The organism is Pseudonocardia oceani (assembly GCF_019263585.2).
Lineage (GTDB): Bacteria > Actinomycetota > Actinomycetes > Mycobacteriales > Pseudonocardiaceae > Pseudonocardia > Pseudonocardia oceani.
Genome location: NZ_JADQDF010000001.1, coordinates 1,423,136 through 1,441,523, shown reverse-complemented (window position 1 = coordinate 1,441,523; position 18,388 = coordinate 1,423,136). Strand labels below are relative to the sequence as shown.

At 75.7% G+C, this 18,388-nt stretch carries 11 protein-coding genes and 2 pseudogenes; 7 read left to right on the top strand and 6 right to left on the bottom strand.

What is annotated here, in order from left to right:
* Window position 1 precedes the first annotated feature (1 nt).
* Together I4I82_RS07160 and I4I82_RS07155 are read left to right on the top strand one after the other, a co-directional pair.
* Window positions 2-655, top strand: a complete 654-nt coding sequence (locus I4I82_RS07160; RefSeq protein ID WP_226369920.1) for a RibD family protein — start codon at window positions 2-4, stop codon at window positions 653-655.
* Window positions 652-1,104, top strand: a complete 453-nt coding sequence (locus I4I82_RS07155; protein WP_225920537.1) for a cytidine/deoxycytidylate deaminase family protein — start codon at window positions 652-654, stop codon at window positions 1,102-1,104. Before I4I82_RS07160 ends, I4I82_RS07155 begins: the two co-directional genes overlap by 4 nt.
* A gap of 48 nt (window positions 1,105-1,152) precedes the next feature.
* Here the strand turns inward: I4I82_RS07155 and pepN are convergent, their stop codons facing one another.
* Window positions 1,153-3,723, bottom strand: a complete 2,571-nt coding sequence (gene pepN / locus I4I82_RS07150) for an aminopeptidase N (protein WP_218595517.1) — start codon at window positions 3,721-3,723, stop codon at window positions 1,153-1,155.
* A 102-nt stretch (window positions 3,724-3,825) separates the two neighbouring features.
* Here pepN and I4I82_RS07145 point away from each other — a divergent pair, with 102 nt between their 5' ends.
* Window positions 3,826-4,434, top strand: a complete 609-nt coding sequence (locus I4I82_RS07145; RefSeq protein ID WP_218595516.1) for a mycothiol-dependent nitroreductase Rv2466c family protein — start codon at window positions 3,826-3,828, stop codon at window positions 4,432-4,434.
* A gap of 57 nt (window positions 4,435-4,491) precedes the next feature.
* Here the strand turns inward: I4I82_RS07145 and I4I82_RS07140 are convergent, their stop codons facing one another.
* Window positions 4,492-4,926 (bottom strand): CBS domain-containing protein, encoded by a 435-nt coding sequence (locus tag I4I82_RS07140; RefSeq protein ID WP_218592387.1) that lies wholly within the window; start codon window positions 4,924-4,926, stop codon window positions 4,492-4,494.
* A gap of 175 nt (window positions 4,927-5,101) precedes the next feature.
* Between I4I82_RS07140 and I4I82_RS07135 the strand changes: the two genes are divergently transcribed.
* The 4 genes and pseudogenes from I4I82_RS07135 (at window position 5,102) to I4I82_RS07120 (ending at window position 10,435) form a co-directional block, all read left to right on the top strand.
* Window positions 5,102-6,514 (top strand): aldehyde dehydrogenase family protein, encoded by a 1,413-nt coding sequence (locus tag I4I82_RS07135; protein WP_218595515.1) that lies wholly within the window; start codon window positions 5,102-5,104, stop codon window positions 6,512-6,514.
* Window positions 6,515-6,619: 105 nt separating this feature from the next.
* Window positions 6,620-7,747: pseudogene (locus I4I82_RS35150) on the top strand (apiosidase-like domain-containing protein); the annotation flags it as partial.
* Window positions 7,748-8,398: 651 nt separating this feature from the next.
* Window positions 8,399-8,641: pseudogene (locus I4I82_RS35145) on the top strand (transglycosylase family protein); the annotation flags it as partial.
* Between the two features lie 273 nt (window positions 8,642-8,914).
* Entirely contained in the window at window positions 8,915-10,435 is a 1,521-nt protein-coding gene (locus I4I82_RS07120) for a serine/threonine-protein kinase (protein ID WP_218595513.1), read from the top strand.
* Here I4I82_RS07120 and I4I82_RS07115 read toward each other — a convergent pair.
* The 4 genes from I4I82_RS07115 to I4I82_RS07100 all read right to left on the bottom strand — a co-directional run bounded on the left by I4I82_RS07115 (window position 10,410) and on the right by I4I82_RS07100 (window position 18,244).
* A complete protein-coding gene (locus I4I82_RS07115) occupies window positions 10,410-12,263 on the bottom strand; it encodes a S9 family peptidase (RefSeq protein WP_218592093.1) in 1,854 nt (617 codons plus the stop codon). The two genes, I4I82_RS07120 and I4I82_RS07115, sit on opposite strands and share 26 nt — an antisense overlap.
* Window positions 12,239-14,017, bottom strand: coding sequence for an N-acetylglutaminylglutamine amidotransferase (locus I4I82_RS07110; RefSeq protein ID WP_218592092.1), 1,779 nt, complete (start codon window positions 14,015-14,017; stop codon window positions 12,239-12,241). Before I4I82_RS07110 ends, I4I82_RS07115 begins: the two co-directional genes overlap by 25 nt.
* A 61-nt stretch (window positions 14,018-14,078) precedes the next feature.
* The gene (locus I4I82_RS07105; RefSeq protein WP_218595512.1) at window positions 14,079-16,637 is read right to left on the bottom strand and encodes a carboxylate--amine ligase/circularly permuted type 2 ATP-grasp protein; all 2,559 of its coding nucleotides are present in this window, start codon (window positions 16,635-16,637) and stop codon (window positions 14,079-14,081) included.
* A 146-nt stretch (window positions 16,638-16,783) separates the two neighbouring features.
* The gene (locus I4I82_RS07100) at window positions 16,784-18,244 is read right to left on the bottom strand and encodes a helix-turn-helix transcriptional regulator (protein ID WP_218595511.1); all 1,461 of its coding nucleotides are present in this window, start codon (window positions 18,242-18,244) and stop codon (window positions 16,784-16,786) included.
* Window positions 18,245-18,388 lie beyond the last annotated feature (144 nt).

Below are 18,388 nucleotides of genomic sequence, written 5' to 3'. Positions count from 1 at the left end.
CGTGCGCGCCGGGCACGGGCGCCCGTACGTCGTCTCCTCCGTCGCGGTCTCCCTCGACGGGCGCATCGACGACGCCTCTCCCGCGCGGCTGGTGCTCTCGGGCCCCGAGGACCTCGACCGCGTCGACGACGTGCGCGCCGGCGTCGACGCGGTCCTCGTCGGGGCGGGCACCGTCCGCGCCGACGACCCGCGCCTGCTCGTGCGCTCGGCCGACCGCCGCGCCGCCCGGGTCGCCCGCGGCCTGCCGGAGACGCCGCTGCGGGTCGTGCTCTCGCGCGGCGGCCTGCTCGACCCGGCCGCCCGCGTGCTCTCCGGCGCCCCGACGCTGGTGCTGACGACGGGCGCGGCGCCCGACGTCCCCGCCCCGGGAGGGTCGGTCGAGGTCGTGACCGTCCCCGACCTCCCCGCGGCGCTCGCGCTGCTGCACGACCGCGGGATCGGTCGTCTGCTCGTGGAGGGCGGCGCGGCCGTGCACACCGCGTTCCTCGCGGCCGGGCTCGTCGACGAGCTGCACCTCGCCGTGGCACCGCTGCTCGTCGGGTCCGGGCCGCCGTTCGTGCACCCCGCCGCGTTCCCCGCCGGCCGCTGGCGGCTCGCAGGCGTCGACACCGTCGGCGACGTCGCCGTCCTGCGCCTGCTGCGGCGCGCCGGATGAGCGTCCCGGACGACCACCGGCTGCTGCGCCGCGCCGTCGCGCTGGCCGGGCGCTGCCCGCCGTCGGCGACGTTCCGGGTGGGGGCGCTGGTCGTCGCCGCCGACGGCACCACGATGGCCGAGGGCTGGTCGGGACGCCGCGACCCCCGCGACCACGCCGAGGAGAGCGCGCTGGCCGACCTCGCGGGCGACCCGCGCCTGGCCGGCGCCACGGTCTACACCTCGCTGGAGCCGTGCAGCATGCGCGCCTCCCGCCCGGCATCGTGCACGCAGCTCATCCTCGACGCGGGCGTGCCGCGCGTCGTCTACGCCTGGCGCGAGCCCTCGCTGTTCGTCGACTGCGAGGGCGACGAGCTGCTGCGCGCCGCCGGCCGTGAGGTCGTCGAGGTGCCGGAGCTGGCCCGGTTGGTGCGCGCCGCGAACACGCACCTGCCCGGCGTCCGGCCCTGAGAGGTCGTGCGCGGCGATCGTGGTGGGGACCACGATCGCCGCGCACGGTCAGGAGCGGTCGAACTCCCGCGCCCCGAGCGCCCGGACGATGCCGGCCCGGCCCTCGGTGACCAGGCGGCGCAGCGCCGGCGGGTGCGACTCGTCGGCGAGCCAGGCGTCGGCGGCGTCGACGGTGGTCTGCTCCACGGCCCAGGACGGGAACAGCCCGATCACCACGGCCTGGGCGTGCTCGCTCGTGCGGCGCTCCCAGACGTCGGCGACCTCGGCGAAGTAGCGCTCGACGTAGGGCGCGAGCAGCGCCTTCTGCGTCGGGTGCGCGAAGCCGCTGATGATCGACTCGGTGACGGCGTTGGGCAGCGTGTCGTCGTGCACGGCGCGCCGCCAGGCCTCCTCCTTGGCCGCGGCGGTGGGCACCAGCGAGCGGGCCCGCTCGGCCTGCCGCCGGCCCGTCGACGTCGGGTCGGCTGCGAGCTCCTCCTCGATCCGCTCCGGCCCGGCCGCGCCGTGCGCCACCAGCGCGTGCAGCAGGCGCCAGCGCAGGTCGGTGTCGACGGTGAGCCCCTCGGGCACCTCGACGTCGACCAGCCAGCCCGCGAACCCGTCGAGCACCGACGTGTGGAGCACGCTGCTCGTCAGCGAGTTGACGACGGCGAGCTGGGTGTCCGACCCGGCGCGCGAGGTGTCGAGGCGGAACAGCAGCGCGTCCACCAGCAACGGCCAGCCGCGTTCGGCCGCCCACCGCTCGTCGGCGTAGGAGGAGACCGCGGTCTGGGCCTGCAGCAGCAGGCGCTGCAGCACGCCGATCTCGGTCTCGCGGCCGAAGCCGCCGGCCACCAGTGCCACGAGGTCGCGGGCCTTGAGCTCGGCCTCGCGCGTCATCTCCCACGCCGCCGACCAGCACAGGGTGCGGGGCAGCGGCTCGGTGATGTCGCCGATGCGGTCGATCAGGGTGACCAGCGAGTCGGGGTCCAGGCGCAGCGCGCAGTAGGTGAGGTCGTCGTCGTTGACCAGCACGAGCTTGCCGCGCGGCACCCCGATCAGATCCGCGACGGGCGTCCGCTCGCCCTCGACGTCGACCTCGACGCGGTGGGTGCGCACCAGCGCGCCCGAGCCGTCGTCGTCGTAGACGCCCACGGCGATGCGGTGCGTGCGCAGCTCCCCGGCGCCGGGGCGGGCGCCGCCCTGCACGACCTCGAAGCGGGCGAACGCGCCCGTCGTGTCGACGTCGAAGGAGGGGCGCAGCATGTTGAGCCCGGTGGTGCGCAGCCACTGCGCGCCCCAGCCCGAGAGGTCGCGGCCCGAGGACTCCTCGAGCGCGCCCAGCAGGTCGTCGAACGTGGCGTTGCCCCACGCGTGCTTGGTGAAGTAGGCGCGCAGCCCGGCCAGGAACGGCTCCAGCCCCACGTAGGCCACGAGCTGCTTGAGCACGCTCGCGCCCTTGGCGTAGGTGATGCCGTCGAAGTTGACCTCGACCGCCTGCAGGTCGGGGATGTCGGCGGCCACCGGGTGCGTCGAGGGGAGCTGGTCCTGGCGGTAGGCCCAGCTCTTCTCGACGTTGGCGAACGTCGTCCAGGCCTCCTTGTACTCGGTGGCGTCGGCCTGGCACAGGACGCTCGCGAACGTCGCGAACGACTCGTTGAGCCACAGGTCGTCCCACCACGTCATCGTGACGAGGTCGCCGAACCACATGTGCGCCATCTCGTGCAGCACGGTCTCGGCGCGCCGCTCGTAGACCGGGCGCGTGACGCGGGAGCGGAAGACGTAGTCCTCGAGGAACGTGACGGCCCCGGCGTTCTCCATCGCGCCGGCGTTGAACTCCGGGACGAACAGCTGGTCGTACTTGCCGAACGGGTACCGCACGCCGAAGTTGCGGTGGTAGAAGTCGAAGCCCTGCTTGGTCTCGGTGAACAGCCGCTCGTGGTCCATGTGCGGGGCGAGGCTGGCGCGGCAGAAGATGCCCAGGGGGATGACCCCACCGTCCTCGTCCCGGTGCTCGTCGCGCCACACCGCGTACGGCCCGGCGACCAGCGCCACCAGGTAGGTGCTCATGATCTCGCTGGTCGTGAAGCGGTGGACGACCGCGCCGCCCGCGCCCTCCGAGGTCTCCTCCACCACCGAGTTGACGACGACCTGCCAGTCGGCGGGCGCGGTGATCGTCAGGGTGTAGCGGGCCTTGAGGTCGGGCTGGTCGAAGCAGGCGAACATGCGCTTGGCGTCGGCCGTCTCGAACTGGGAGTAGAGGTAGACGCTGCCGTCGACGGGGTCGACGAACCGGTGCAGCCCCTCGCCGGTGTGCATGTAGCGGCCCAGCGCCTCGACGCGGAGCTCGTTCTCGGCGGCGAGGCCGGGCAGCGCGATGCCGTCCTCCTCGCGGTAGCCGGAGACGTCGAGGGCCTGCCCGTTGAGCACGGCCGAGGAGACCTCGGCGGCGACCAGGTCGATCCAGCTGTCCGATCCCGGCTGCGTGCAGGAGAAGCGCACCGTCGTGACGGTGGAGAAGGTGTCCTCGCCGGGCTCGCCGCCACCGTCGGTGAGGTCGATCGCGACGGTGTAGTCGGCGACGTCCAGCAGTGCGGCGCGGCGCTCGGCGTCGGATCGGGTCAGGTTCGGCGGAGCCATGCGGGAGTCGACCTTCTCTCGGGAGCGGTGGGCGCCATCCCACCACACGGGTCGGGGCGACGCCCGGGAATCGGTCCGGTCCCGCGGGGGTTGGACTCTGACATGACGACACCCAGCAAGGTCGACTTCTGGTTCGACCCGCTCTGCCCCTTCGCCTGGATCACGTCCCGCTGGATGCTCGAGGTCGAGAAGGTCCGCGACGTCGAGGTGTCGTGGCAGGTCATGAGCCTCGCGGTGCTCAACGAGGGGCGCGACCTCCCCGAGGAGTACCAGGAGATGATGAAGAAGGCGTGGGGGCCGGTGCGCGTCGCCGTCGCCGCCGCGCAGGAGAAGGGCCCCGACGTCCTGCTCCCGCTCTACACCGCGATGGGCACCCGGATCCACAACCAGGGGATCAAGGACTTCGACGTGGTGATCAGGGAGGCGCTGGCCGAGGTCGGGCTGCCCGAGTCCCTCGCCGACGCCGCCACCAGCACCGAGTACGACGAGGAGCTCAAGGCGAGCCACCACCGCGGCATGGACCCGGTGGGCATGGATGTCGGCACGCCGACGATCCACATCGACGGCGTCGCGTTCTTCGGCCCGGTGCTCACGAAGATCCCGAAGGGCGAGGAGGCCGGCAAGGTCTTCGACGGTGCCGTGCTGCTCGCCGGCTACCCCTACTTCTTCGAGCTGAAGCGGACCCGCAGCGGGGACCTCGACTTCTCGTGATCCCGCGCCGCCCGTGGTGGTCCTGCCGCGTCGGGACCCCTGCGGACGGGCCCGCTCCTACGAGCGGGCGATGACGACGTCGCGCAGCACGCCCGTCTCCATCTCCATCTCGCGCAGGCGGTGCTTGACCAGGTCGCCGATGCTGACCATGCCCACGAGGCGGCCGTCGTCGACGACGGGCAGGTGCCGGTGGCGGCCCGCGGTCATCTGCGACATGGCGCGCGCCACCGTCTCCTGCGAGCCGCACGTGCGGACCTTGCGCGTCATCACCTCGGACACCGGCCGGTCCAGCAGCGCCGCGCCCTGCCGCGCGAGCGCCCGCACGATGTCGCGCTCGGACACGATGCCGCGGACGGTGCGGTGCTCGTCGCAGACCAGCACGGCGCCGACGCCGAGGTCGTCGAGGCGTCTGGCCACCTCGGTCACGGTGCGGAACGGGAGGACGGAGTGCACCGTCCGGCCCTTGGTAGCGAGGATGTCGGCGATCTTCATCGCATCTCCCAACCGGTCGACGTCGTCGCCCCCGATGGTCCTCCTGCTCCGGCCCCGGTGAGGAGGCCGTCCGGCGATCTCCCGCCCGGTTCGGCCCGCCTGTACCCGGGTGCCGGGATCGGTGCGCCGAACGGTCGTCGCGACGTCACCCGGCCGGGCGTGTGAGGATCGGGGCATGGGATCGAGCGAGGACGTGACCGGACACTGGATCGGCGGCGAGCGGGTCGCCGGCGGGAGCGAGCGCATCGAGGTGGTCGACCCGGCCACCGGTGAGGTGGTCTCCGCGGTGCCGAAGGGCACCGCCGCCGACGTCGACCGGGCCGTGACGGCGGCGCAGGCCGCCTTCCGCGACTGGTCGCAGGTCGACGTGGCCGAGCGGGCCGCCGTCGTCTCGCGGATCTCCGAGGGGCTCAAGGCGCGCGGCGCGGAGATCGCGGCCGCGGTGACCTCGGAGATGGGCTCGCCGATCGGCTTCTCCAAGGCCGTGCAGGCCGGGCTCCCCGTGTACACCTCGGCCGGGGTGGCGTCGCTCGCGTCGTCGTTCCCGTGGACCGAGGAGATCGGCAACTCGCTGGTCGTCCGCGAGCCGGTGGGCGTCGTCGGCGCGATCACGCCGTGGAACTACCCGCTGCACCAGGTCGTCGCGAAGGTCGCGCCCGCGCTGCTGGCCGGCTGCACCGTCGTGCTCAAGCCCAGCGAGGTCGCGCCGCTGTCGGCGCAGATCCTGGCCGAGGTGGCGGCCGAGGCCGGGCTGCCCGCGGGCGCGTTCAACATCGTCCACGGCGAGGGCCCGGTCGTCGGCGAGGCGATCGCCGGGCACCCGGGCGTCGACATGGTGTCGTTCACGGGCTCGACCCGCGCCGGCAAGCGCGTCTCGGTGGTCGCGGCCGACACGGTCAAGCGCGTCGCGCTCGAGCTCGGCGGCAAGTCGGCCAACGTGATCCTGGAGGACGCCGACCTGGCCAGGGCCGTCAAGGTCGGGCTGGGCAACGCCTGGATCAACGGCGGGCAGACCTGCACCGCGTGGACGCGCATGCTGGTGCCCGCGTCGCGGCACGACGAGATCGTCGAGATGGCCGTCGCGGCGGCGGCGAAGTACACCGTCGGCGACCCGACGCAGGACACCACGCGCATCGGCCCGATGTCGTCGGCGGCGCAGCAGGAGCGGGTCAACGGCTACATCGAGCGGGGCAGCGCCGACGGCGCCACCGTCGCGTTCAGCGGTGCGGCCGTCGACGGGCCGGGCGCCTACGTGCGCCCGACGATCTTCTCCGGCGTGGCGCCGGACGCCGTCATCGCGCAGGAGGAGATCTTCGGCCCGGTGCTGTCGGTGATCCCCTACGCCGACGAGGAGCAGGCGGTCGAGATCGCGAACAACACCGTCTACGGCCTCGCGGGCGCGGTGTTCGGCGAGGCCGACCACGCGCTGGCCGTGGCGCGGCGGCTGCGGACCGGGCAGGTCGACGTGAACGGGGGCGCGTTCAACCCGCTCGCCCCCTTCGGCGGCTACAAGCAGAGCGGTAACGGGCGTGAACTCGGCCGCTTCGGCCTGGAGGAGTTCCTGGAGATCAAGTCGATCCAGCGCTGACCTGCGACGACGGCCCCCACCGCTCCCGGTGGGGGCCGTCGTCGTTCCCGCGGGTCCGGCCGTTCGGCCCCGCGCGGGGTGCCGCCGTGCCTAGCGTCCGCGCCCATGCCCCGGACCAGTCCGTTCCTGCCGCCGGCCGCCGTCGTCGCGGTGGCCGCGGTGCTCGCCGCGAGCCTGCTCCTGCCCGACCGGCCCCGGCCGCCGCGCGACTGCCTCTTCGGCGTCGTCGGCTGCGCGGGGTCGGGGGCGCTCGCCGTCGCCGGGCGCTCGCTCACGCGGGACGGCGAGCCGTTCTTCTGGCTGGCCGACTCCGCCACCGACCTGCTGGAGGACCTCAACCGCACCGAGGTCACCCGCTACCTCGACGCCCGCGCCGCCCAGGGGTTCACCGTGGTCGGGGCGTCGCTGGACGTCCCCGCCGACCAGTACGGCGACGCCCCGTTCGCCGGCGGCGAGCCCGTCGTCACGGCGGGGGAGGACCCGGCCGACGACGCGGCGTACGACTTCTGGGACCACGCCGAGTTCGTCGTGTCCGAGGCGTCCGCGCGCGGGCTCGTGGTCGCGCTGAGCGGCGGCGCCGGGCAGGCCGGCTTCCTCAGCGACCGCCTCGCCCCCGCCGGTGACGTCGTGCTGGTGCCGGGCGATCCCCGCTTCGCGGTGCTCTCCGGCGACGGCTGCGCCGACCGCTCCGCCGAGCGCTCGCGCGCCTACGCGACCGGGGAGCCGTTCGTCGACGGGGCGGTGGTGGAGGAGGACCGGCCCGGCTGCGGCCCCGCCACCGGCGCCGCGGGGGAGCGGGCCACGGCCCTCGACGTCCGCCGCGACGCGTGGTCGGCGGTGCTGTCCGGCGCGGCCGGCGCGACCTACGGCCACACGTCGGTCGGCCAGTTCCTCGACGCCGGGCGCACGCCCGTCGACGGGGCGCGGGACGACTGGACCGGCGCCCTCGACGCCCCCGGTGCGGAGCAGGTGCGGTGGGTGCGGGAGCTGGTGGAGTCGCGGCCGCGCCTGGAGCCGGTCGACGGTGACGTCCCCGCCGCGCTGGCCGAGGACGGGAGCGCGGTCGTCGCGTACACCGAGGGCGAGGACGTCGACCTGGACCTCGATGTGCTCGACGGCGACACGGGCCGGCCGTGGTGGTTCGACCCGCGGACGGGGGAGGCGACGGAGCTCCCCGCGGTGGAGACGGACGGGCCGGCCACCTTCACCCCTCCCGACGAGGAGGACTGGGTGCTCGTGGTGGACGACGAGGAGGCGGGGAGGGGGGCGCCCGGGGAGTCGGAGGAGGACTCGGCCGACGCCGACGCCGACGCCGACGCCGACGCCGACGCCGACGCCGACGCCGATTCCGATTCCGATTCCGATGCGTCCGGGGACGCCGGTTCGGAGGGCTCCGGCTCGGGGGACGAGGGTGCCGACTCCGGGAGCTTCGAGTCCGAGGGCGCCGGGTCCGATGGCGCGGACTCGGATGATGACGGGGCTGAGAAGGGGAGCGTCGAGGAGGAGAGCGTCGACGCCGACGAGCCGCCCGCCGACGAGCCGCCCGCCGACGAGCCGCCCGCCGAGGAGCCGCTGACCGAGGACGCCGACGACCCGCTCCAGGACCTCACCGGCGCGGGTGGCCGGGACCCGGGTGCGGAGGACGCCACCGGCACCTCGGACGCCGCGGCCATCGACGACGCCGCGGCCATCGACGACGCAGGGGCCATCGACGACGCAGGGGCCACCGACGACGCAGGGGCCACCGACGACGCAGGGGACGGCGACGACGCAGGGGACGGCGAGGCCGAACCCGCGGCGGAACCTGCCGCTGAGCCCGAACCCGCCCCCGAACCCGCCCCCGCACCTGCGGCCGAGTCGGAGCCCGCCGAGGGGCGCGAGGACTGGGACCGCCTGGCGCAGTGCGAGTCGAGCGGTGACTGGGACATCGACACCGGCAACGGCTACTACGGCGGCCTGCAGTTTGACGAGGGCACCTGGAGCGACTACGGCGGCACCGACTACGCCCCGCGCGCCGACCAGGCCACGCGCGAGCAGCAGATCGACGTCGCCACCCGCGTCCGCGACGACCGCGGCGGCTACGGCTCCTGGCCCGGCTGCGCCAACAAGCTCGGCCTGCCCCGCTGACCCCGCACACCGGTCCCAGCCGCCACACACCGACTGCAGTGGGTGTGCGGGGGTCGGAACCGGTGTGCGGCGGCCGGAGGAGCGGTGCGCACCCGCCGCCCCCTCGACGCCCGTCCCACCCCGATGATCACGGGCCGACGGCCGCCGGTGGACCACCCACCACGACCACCCGCCCGTGATCGCCGGGCCCGGAGGGCCGGGGGAGGGGGTCGAGCGGGCGGGTGGGGGCCGCGCGGTCGGTGTGTCCAGGATCGCTCGCTACCCTTGCGGGTGATGAACGCGCCCGAGGACCCCCCGACCCGCATCGGCGACCGGTACCGCCTCGAGGAGCGGATCGGTGCCGGGGCCATGGGAGCGGTGTGGCGGGGCACCGACGAGCTGCTCAACCGGCCCGTCGCCCTCAAGGAGCTGCTCGCGGCCGCCTCGCGCGGCAACGGGGCGGAGGGGGCCGAGGAGGCCCGCCAGCGCCTGATGCGGGAGGGCCGGATCGGGGCGCGGCTGCAGCACGCGCACGTCATCAGCATGTTCGATGTCGTCATCCACGAGGACCGCCCGTGGCTGGTGATGGAGTACCTGCCCTCGCAGTCGCTGGCCCAGGTGCTGGCCAGCAAGGGCCCGATGGAGCCGCGGGCGGCCGCCGACATGGGCCGCCAGGTCGCCGACGGGCTCGCCGCCGCGCACCTGGCGGGGGTCGTGCACCGCGACGTCAAGCCGGGCAACGTCCTGATCGGCGAGGACGGGCGGGTCAAGCTCACCGACTTCGGCGTCTCCCGCGCCGTCGACGACGTGCAGCTCACCCGCACCGGCCTCATCGCGGGCACCCCCGCCTTCCTCGCCCCGGAGATCGCGCGCGGCCGCGAGCCCGCGGCGCCGTCGGACGTCTTCGCGCTGGGCGCCACGCTGTACGCGGCCGTCGAGGGCATCCCGCCCTTCGGGCTCGACGAGAACGCGTACGCGCTGCTGCACAAGGTCGCCACCGGCGAGGTCGACCCGCCGGAGCAGGCCGGTCCGCTCATGCCCGTGCTGATGCGGCTGCTGGCCAAGGAGCCGGAGGACCGCCCGACGGCCGCGCAGGCCCGCGACCAGCTCGCCCTCGTCGCGACGGGCAAGGACGAGTACACGGCGACCACCGTGGTTGCCCCGCGCCCGACGGTCCGGACGGCGGCGGTCCTGCCGCCGCGCGGCGCGGAGCCGAACCCGGGCACCGTCGTCGGGGCGGCCTCCGCCGCGCCCGCGTCCGCCCCCGCGCGCCCGCGCCGCCGCCGCACCGCGGTGCTCGCCGGTGTGCTGGCCGCGCTGCTCGTCGCCGGCGGGATCGTCACGGCCGTGCTGCTCAACCAGTCGGCGGGCACACCGGAGGCGCAGGTCCCGGCCACGCCGACGTCGGAGCCCGCCCCGACCACCGAGCCGGCCACGACCACCACGACGGCGCCGTCGACCACCACGCCGACGCCGACCCCCACGCCCACCACCACCGAGTCCTCGGCGGCCCCGGTCGACGCGGTGTCGTTCGTGCAGGGCTATTACTCGCTGCTGCCCGGCGACACCGACTCCGCCTGGGCGCTGCTCAGCCCGCAGGCGCAGTCGGCGTCGGGCGGGAGGTCGGGGTACGACAACTTCTACGCCGGCATGGAGTCGGTGACGCTGCAGGACGCGCGCTCGGCCGGCGACGGCGTCGTCGACGCCACGGTGGTGTTCGACCCGCGCGACGGCGGGAGCTCGAGCGAGGGCTACCGGTTCGTCGTCGCCGAGGAGGGCGGCGGGGCGGTCATCCAGTCCTTCGGCCGTCGATGACGTCGAGGTCCGCGTCCAGCAGCGGGCCCGACACCCACCGCACGACCTCGTCGACGAACCGCTCCCGGTTCTCGACCCCGCGCACCTCGTGGCCCTCGCCCGGGAACAGCAGGAACCCCGGCGCCCGGCCGCGCTCGCGCAGGGCTGCGACGATCTGCGACGCCTCGCCGAGCGGCACGTTCGTGTCCTCCTCGCCGTGCACGACCAGCAGGGGCGCGGTGATCCGGTCGACGCGGTGGATGGGGGACAGGTCGCGCAGCAGGGCCGCCTGCGTGGACGGGTCGCCGTACTCGGTGGTGGCCGCCGTCGCGATCCACGGCTCGGTGTCGCGGTAGAAGGTGTGCAGGTCGGACATGCCGCACACGTCGACGCCGACGACGAACAGCTCCGGGTACCAGGCCAGCGCGACGAGCGTCAGGTAGCCGCCGTAGGAGCGCCCGGCCACACCGACGCGCGCGGGGTCGGCGTGCCCGGAGTCGACGAGGAACCGCACCGCGGCGCGCACGTCGGTGATCGACCGGTGGCGCCGCGGGCCGTCGTCGGCCGAGACGAACGCGCGGCCGTAGCCGGTGGAGCCGCGCACGTTCGGCGCGAACACCGCGATCCCGGCGGCGAGCAGTGACTGGAACAGCGGCTGCCACACCGGCCGCTCCTGCCACTCCGGCCCGCCGTGCAGCCACAGCAGCACCGGCACCGGGCCGAGCGGGCGTCGCGCCCCGGGGGCGCCGGGCGTGGTGCGCGGGCGGAACATCCAGCCCGTCAGGGGCAGCCCGTCCTCGGCGGTGAAGCGCTCCAGGTCGGGCTCGACGAGCCCGGGCGGCGGCGCGTCGGCCAGCAGCGGCGCCGCGACCCCGCCGGGCCACAGCGGCACGTGCGAGACCCGCGGCGGCACCGCCGGGCCCTCGCTGCCGACGAGCAGCGCGCGCCCGTCGCGGGTGAAGGCCACGGAGGTGACGACGTCGCCGGCGGGCGCGGTGAGCGGCTCGGCCCGCCCGGACCGCAGGTCGAGCAGCTCCAGCTCGCTGCGCCCGTCGACGTTCCAGACGAGCGTGAGCCGCGACGCCTCCGGGTCCATCGCGACGACGTCGAGGTCGGCGTCGTCGCGCGCGGCGATGACGCGGGTGGCCGAGCGGCCGCGCAGGTCGACGGCGAGCAGCACCGGCCGGTCGTGGCCGGCGTCGGTGTGGACGTAGAGGCGGGAGCGGTCGAACCGGGCGTCGGCGACGACGGCGCCGCCGCCGGGCAGCAGCGGCGTGCGCAGGCCCGAGCGCAGGTCGACGAGCTCGAGCTCGCGCGCCCCGCGCCGGCCCAGCCGCACGACCGCGCGCTTCCCGTCGCCGCTGACCGCGCAGACCCGCGCGGCGGGGCCGGAGGCGAGGACCGTGGAGGTGCCGTCGCGGACGTCGACGAGGCACGCCTGGCCGTCGCCGTCGTCGCCCAGGATCGTGACGCCGAGCCGCCCGCAGCCCTTCGACCAGGACCCGAGCGTGACCGCCCGCGCCGCCGGCGCGATCTCGACGGGCCCGTCGGGGCCGATCAGGCGCACGCGCGTGCGCTCGCCGCCGCCGGGGGCGAGCTGCGCCGCGAGCCACAGGCCGTCAGGCGACCAGCTCAGCGCCTGCACGTCCTCGTCGAACTGCGGCACGGGCCGGGCGGGGCCCAGCGCGAGGCCGTCGAAGGCGGCCGTCCACGCGCGGGGGCGCCCGGACGCGTCGGACACCCACGTCAGGGAACCGCCGTCCGGTGCCGTGACGGCGTCGAGGTAGCTGGTGGGGCCGGTGGTGGGCCCGGTGGGCTCGGCGATCAGATCCCCCTCTCCTGCAACCACATCTCCAGCAGCGCTACCTGCCACAACGCGTTGGAGCCCAGGTTGGTGCGGGTCGTGTTCGGGTCGGCCAGCATCTCCGCGATCCACTCGGGCCGGGCGAGGCCCCGGCGGACGGCCACCGGGTCGGTGACGGCGTCGCGGACGCGGTCGAGGAACGGCCCCGACAGGTGCCGGATGGCCGGAACGGGAAAGTACCCCTTGGGGCGGTCGATGATGCCGTCGGGGACGACGCCGCGGGCCGCGGACTTCAGGACGCCCTTCCCGCCGAGCGCGAGCTTGTGCTCGGGCGGGCAGGCCGCGGCGAGCTCGACGAGCTCGTGGTCGAGGAACGGTACGCGCGCCTCCAGGCCCCACGCCATCGTCATGTTGTCGACGCGCTTCACCGGGTCGTCGACCAGCATGACGGTGGAGTCGATGCGCAGGGCCGCGTCCAGCGTGCCGTCGGCTCCGGGCTCGGCGAAGTGGGCCTCGACGAACGCGCGGCTCGGGTCGTGGTCGAGCAGCCACTGAGGCTGCAGCACCGAGGCCATGTCGGCGTGCGGGCGGTCGGCGAACCCGGCGAGGTAGGCGTCGACGGCCCGGTCGCGCGAGACCCCGTCCAGCGGCGGGTACCAGCTGTAGCCGGCCAGCACCTCGTCGGCGCCCTGCCCGGACTGCACGACGGTGACGTCCTTCGCGACCTCCTCGGACAGCAGGTGGAACGCGACGCAGTCGTGGCTGACCATCGGCTCGGCCATCGCCGCGACCGTCGCGTCGACGGCGGGCAGCATCCGGGCCGGGTCGACGAGGATCTGGCGGTGGTCGGTGGAGAAGTGCTCGGCCACGAGGTCGGAGTAGACGAACTCGTCGCCCGACTCCCCGCCCGCGGCGTGGAACCCGACGCTGAACGTCTTGAGCCCGGTCTGGCCCTCCTCGGCGAGCAGGGCGACGACGAGCGAGGAGTCCAGCCCGCCCGAGAGCAGCACGCCGACCGGCACGTCGGCGACCATCCGGCGGCGCACGGCCAGGCGCAGCGCCTCCAGCGTGGCGTCGGCCCAGTCGCGGGCGTCCATCCCGGCGTCGGCGGGGCGGCGGACGTGCTGCGGGCGCCAGTAGACGTGCTCGGTCGACGAACCGTCCGGCTTCACCGTGCGGACGGTCGCGGGCGGCAGCTTGCGCACCCCGTGAAGGATCGTGCGCGGCGCCGGGACGATCGCGTGGAAGCTCATGTAGTGGTGCAGGGCGACCGGGTCGATCGAGGTGTCGACGCCCCCACCCGCGAGCAGCGCCGGCAGCGACGACGCGAACCGCAGCCGCCCCGGCCCCTCGGCCAGGTACAGCGGCTTGATGCCCAGCCGGTCGCGGCCCAGCACCAGCACGCCGGTGTCGCGCTCGGCCACGGCGAAGGCGAACATGCCCAGGAAGTGCTCGACGCAGGCCGCGCCCCAGCGGTGGAACGCCTTGAGCAGGACCTCGGTGTCGGAGTCGGAGAAGAAGCGGTAGCCGTGGCCCTCGAGCTCGACGCGCAGCTCGCGGTAGTTGTAGATGCAGCCGTTGAACACCGCGGCCAGCCCCAGCTCGGGGTCGACCATCGGCTGCGACCCGCGCTCGGACAGGTCGATGATCTTCAGCCGGCGGTGGCCGAGCGCGATCGGGCCGCTCGCGTGCACGCCCGACCCGTCCGGGCCCCGCGGCTCCATGGCCGCGGTGATCCGGGCCACGGCCTCCACGTCCGCGGCGCCCCGCCAGCTCATCTCTCCCGCGATACCGCACATGCCGACAGCGTCTCCGCCGAATGTTTCCGTCGTGTGAACGGGGTGGCAGGGATCGGTTCGATCAGCGCAGCACCCAGGTGTCCTTCGCCCCGCCCCCGCGCGAGGAGTTGACGATCATGCTGCCGGCCGGGGCGACCCGGCTCAGCGCGGCGGGCAGCACCTCCACCTGCGCGCCGTCCCCGTGGCGCGACTGCAGCACGAACGCCCGCAGGTCGACCGCCCGCGGCTCGAGCTTGTCGCCGGCGAAGGTGGGGTGGGTCGAGAGGGAGACGAGGTCCTGCGCCACCCAGCCCCCGGGGTCCTGCCGGATCGCCTCCGCCACCTCGGCCAGCTCGGCGCGGTCGGCGTGCGGGCCGATGACGATGCCCTGCCCGCCGTAGCCGTCGACGGGCTTGAGGACGAGCTGGTCGAGGCGGTCGAGCACCTCGGCGCGGCGGTCGGCGTCGACGCAGGGGTAGGTGGGGACGTTGGCGAGCAGCACCGGCTCGCCGAGGTAGTAGGCGATCATCTCGGGGACGTAGGCGTAGACGAGCTTGTCGTCGGCGACGCCGTTGCCCAGCGCGTTGAGCAGCGCGACCGTGCCACGGGCGACCGCGTTGCCGATCGCCCGCCCGACGGGCCGCTGGTCGGCGCCGCGCGCGGCCATCAGGGCGCTCTCGTCGATCCGGCGGTAGAGCGCGGAGAGCCGGCGGCGCGCCCCGGTGCCGACGAGGTACACGCCCTCCTCGGTGACCTGCAGCTCCCGCGGGGTCACCAGCGGCACGCCCATCTGGTCGGCGAGCAGGCGGTGCTCGAAGTACGCGGAGTCGGCCGGCCCCTGCGAGAGCAGCGCGACCTCGTCGGCGCCGGGCTCGTCGGGCTCGGTGGCCGAGAGCAGCGCGGAGCGCAGGCGCCCGGGCACCGGCTCCAGCCCGACGACGCCCGCGGGCGGCTCCAGGTCGGGCATCACGCTGCGGATCAGGCGCCGGCTCGTGATCGAGTAGCCGATGCCGGACGGCACGCGGAGGTTGTCCTCCAGCACGAGCCAGTGGTCGGCGCGGTCGCGCACCAGGTCGATGCCGGCCACCGCGATCCGCACGGCGTCGGCGGGGCAGAGCTTGCCCAGGCGGCTCCAGCCCGGAGCGTTCGCGACCACCGCCTCCGGCACGACACCGTCGGCGACGATCCGCCGCTCGCCGTAGACGTCCCGGACGAACGCCTCCAGCGCGCGGACCCGCTGCGCCAGCCCGTCGCTGAGCCCGGACCACTCCTCGGCGGTGACGATCCGGGGCACCAGGTCCAGCGGGAAAAGCCGGTCGGGCTCGCCGTCGCCGACGCGGAAGGTGACGCCCCGGGCCCGCTGCTCGGTGCGCAGCGCGCTCTCCGCGGCGACCATCCCGCGCGGGCCCATGCGGTCGAGCGCACGGAACAGGAAGCCGTAGTGCGGCAGGACGGTGCCGCCCTCGCTGACGGCCTCGTCGAACGCCGTCGGGTGGTAGGCGGTGAGCAGCGCCGGGCTGCGGGGCACGGTCGCGGGGGGCTCGGAGACCGGCGTGCGGCCCTGGGTGTGGGCGATCAGGGCGTCGACGACGTCGGTGAACTCGCCGCGCCGCCCGTACGCGCGCCGCTGGCGGGCGGCCGCGCTGCCCCGGGCGAGCGTGGCCTGCGAGAGCTCCAGCACCTGCTCCCAGTCGCCCAGCTCCTCGAGCTGCGGGCGCAGGTGGTCGACGAGCTGGCCGACGACCAGGGGCGGGGAGACCAGGCTCGGCCCGACCAGGTCGACGAGGTCGCCCTCCAGACCCGACCGCGCCGCGCGCCAGCTCGCCGCGCGCAGCAGCTCGTGGCGCGAGACCGGCAGCGGCAGCCCGGCGTCGAGGTCGGCGCGGGCGCGGCCGACCAGCGCGCGGAACAGCCCGGCGATGAGCACGACGTCGTCGACCTGCGGGCACGCGTCGCACACGCGCAGCTCGACCGTCGGCAGGTGGGAGCTGGGCCGGATGTCGAAGTAGACCATCCCGGGGTCGCTGATCGTCCCGGACGCGATGAGCTCGGCGACCATCGCGTCGTAGTCGGCGGCGGTCTCGACGTTCCCGGGCGGGCCCGCGGTGGGCCAGCGCGACCACACCATCGACCGGAAGCTCGCGTACCCCGAGTCGCGCCCGCGCCAGTACGGGGAGCTGGCCGAGATCGCCAGGAGCGTCGGCAGGTAGGGGGCGACGCGGCGGACGACCTGCACGGCGACGTCGCGGTCGGGCACGTCGACGTGCACCTGCGCCCCGCAGATGTGCTGCTCGCTGACCAGCAGCTGGTACTCGTGCTGCATCCGCTCGTAGCGCGCGCCCGCGGAGACGGCGTCGCCCTCGTGGGTCAGCGGCACGGTGCCCGCCGCCACCACACCCAGCCCGAGCGGCTCGGCGGCCGACTCCAGGGTGGCGCGCAGCCGGCGCAGGTGGTGGCGCAGGTCGTCGAGGGTCGCGCAGACCGGCGAGTTGGTCTCCACGAGCGAGCGCTGCAGCTCGGGGGCGAACTCGGCGCCGTCGAGGCGGGCGAGCAGGGCGTCGACCTCGGGAGCGGAGCGTCGGGACTCCAGGTCGACGACGTGGAACTCCTCCTCCGCCCCGAGCAGGGGCAGCGCGGTCATGCCGGCGACGCTAGGTGGCGGTTGTTACGGACGTGCTGCGTGCAGATCTCCCGCGGATGCTCGGTCACGGCCGCAGACTGCCCCGCCAGGGCCGCCCTCCAACCCGAGTTGCGCCGGTCGGACGCACCGGACGGCGCACCCGGCGGTCAGAGCCGGGCCCGGAGGGCGGCGACGAGGTCGGCGCGCGTCGCGGCGACGAGCTTCTGCCGCAGCCGGGCCACGTGCTGCTCCACCGTCTTGGGCGAGATGTAGAGCCGCGCCCCGATCTCCTTGTGCGTGAGCCCGTCGACGACCAGCGCGCCGACCTCCCGCTCCCGGTCCGACAGCTCGTCGGTGCCGGCGGCCCGGCGGGGGCCGCGGGCCGGGCGCAGGCGGCGGCCGGTCTCCATCAGGGCGCGGGCGACGGCCGGGGCGCCGGCCCGGGCGGTCGCGGCCCGGCACAGCGCCGCGGCCTCCCAGGGCCGCCCCACCCCGTCCAGGGCGGTGGTGACGGCGTCGACGGCCGCCGCGTCGACGTCCCCGGCGAGCACCGCCGCCCACACGGCGGCGGCCTGCGCGCGGGCGCGCAGCACCGGGTGGTCGACGGCCAGCTCCGTCAGCGGTCCGGCCGCGGCCCGGGCGCCCGCGGCGTCGTCGGCGACGACGGCCCGCTCCAGCGCCCACCACAGCCGCGACGCCTCGGCCCACCAGGGCGACCCGGCGGCGTCGACGGCGGCGTCGACGGCGCCGGGGAGGTCGGCCGAGGGGTCGCCGACGAGCGCGGCGGCGACGGACAGCTCGCCCCAGGCGTCGACGAGGAACGGCTCGACGTCGGCGCCGGCGACCACCGGTGCGACGCGGTCCCAGGTGGCCGCGAGCGCGGCCGGGTCGCTGCCGCGGCGGGCCAGGCCGACGCCGACGGCCGCGGCGAGCACGGCGTTGCGGCGCAGGACGGCGGTGCCGCCGACGTCGGCCAGGGCCTCGCGGGCGTCGGACAGGCGCCCGGCGCGCAGGTCGAGCCAGGCCGCGAGCAGGCGCTGGCGGGTGGTCGGCAGCGTGCCGGGGACGGGCTCGAGCATCGCGCGGGCGGCGCGCTCGTACCCGCCCGCGGCGGCGACGGTGGCCGCCAGCTCGCCCCACTGCTCGGGCGCGAGCGGGTCGGGCGGGACGGTCGCGGCGGCGAGGCCCGCGAGGCGCCGCGCGGCGGGCTCGACGGCCCCGCGCAGGGCGTCGAGGGCGGCGCCGGCCCCGTCGACGAGGACGGTGAGGCCGCGCGGGGCGGGGTCGGGCAGCCGGTCGCGGGCGTCGGCGAGGTCCCCGGCGCCTCCGGTGACGTCCCCGGCCAGTGCGCCCAGCAGCGCGGCGCGGGCGGTGGCCCAGACCGCGGCGGCGTGGGCGCTCTCGGCGTCCAGGACGGCGGAGATGGCGCGCCAGCGGCCGGCCGCGTCGAGGAGGGCGCCGTCGGCGGCCCCGGCCGCGGCCGCGACCCCGGCGGCCCGGGCTCCCGGGTCCGCGCCCCCGGCGAGCGCGCGGTCGGCGGCGTCGATGGCGGCCAGCGCGTCCCCGCGCGCCCACGCCTGCTCGGCGCGGACGGCGTCGCCGGCCTCGGTGACGGCCGGCGCGGTCACGGCCTGCTCCGCTTCTCGGTGTGCGGCATGGCTACTACCCCCTGCTGTGGTGTCCGCCCATGCTGTGCCGGATCCGTGTGGGGCTCCGTGTGCCCGTACACACTCCGGGGTGTCCGTCGGACCCGACACGGAGGAGCACGCCCC

Bases quoted from the DNA above. Each gene is read 5' to 3' on its own strand.
- I4I82_RS07155 (WP_225920537.1), top strand. From the start codon at position 652: ATGAGCGTCCCGGACGACCACCGGCTGCTGCGCCGCGCCGTCGCGCTG.
- pepN (WP_218595517.1), bottom strand. From the start codon at position 3,723: ATGGCTCCGCCGAACCTGACCCGATCCGACGCCGAGCGCCGCGCCGCA.
- I4I82_RS07145 (WP_218595516.1), top strand. From the start codon at position 3,826: ATGACGACACCCAGCAAGGTCGACTTCTGGTTCGACCCGCTCTGCCCC.
- I4I82_RS07140 (WP_218592387.1), bottom strand. From the start codon at position 4,926: ATGAAGATCGCCGACATCCTCGCTACCAAGGGCCGGACGGTGCACTCC.
- I4I82_RS07135 (WP_218595515.1), top strand. From the start codon at position 5,102: ATGGGATCGAGCGAGGACGTGACCGGACACTGGATCGGCGGCGAGCGG.
- I4I82_RS07120 (WP_218595513.1), top strand. From the start codon at position 8,915: ATGAACGCGCCCGAGGACCCCCCGACCCGCATCGGCGACCGGTACCGC.
- I4I82_RS07110 (WP_218592092.1), bottom strand. From the start codon at position 14,017: ATGTGCGGTATCGCGGGAGAGATGAGCTGGCGGGGCGCCGCGGACGTG.
- I4I82_RS07105 (WP_218595512.1), bottom strand. From the start codon at position 16,637: ATGACCGCGCTGCCCCTGCTCGGGGCGGAGGAGGAGTTCCACGTCGTC.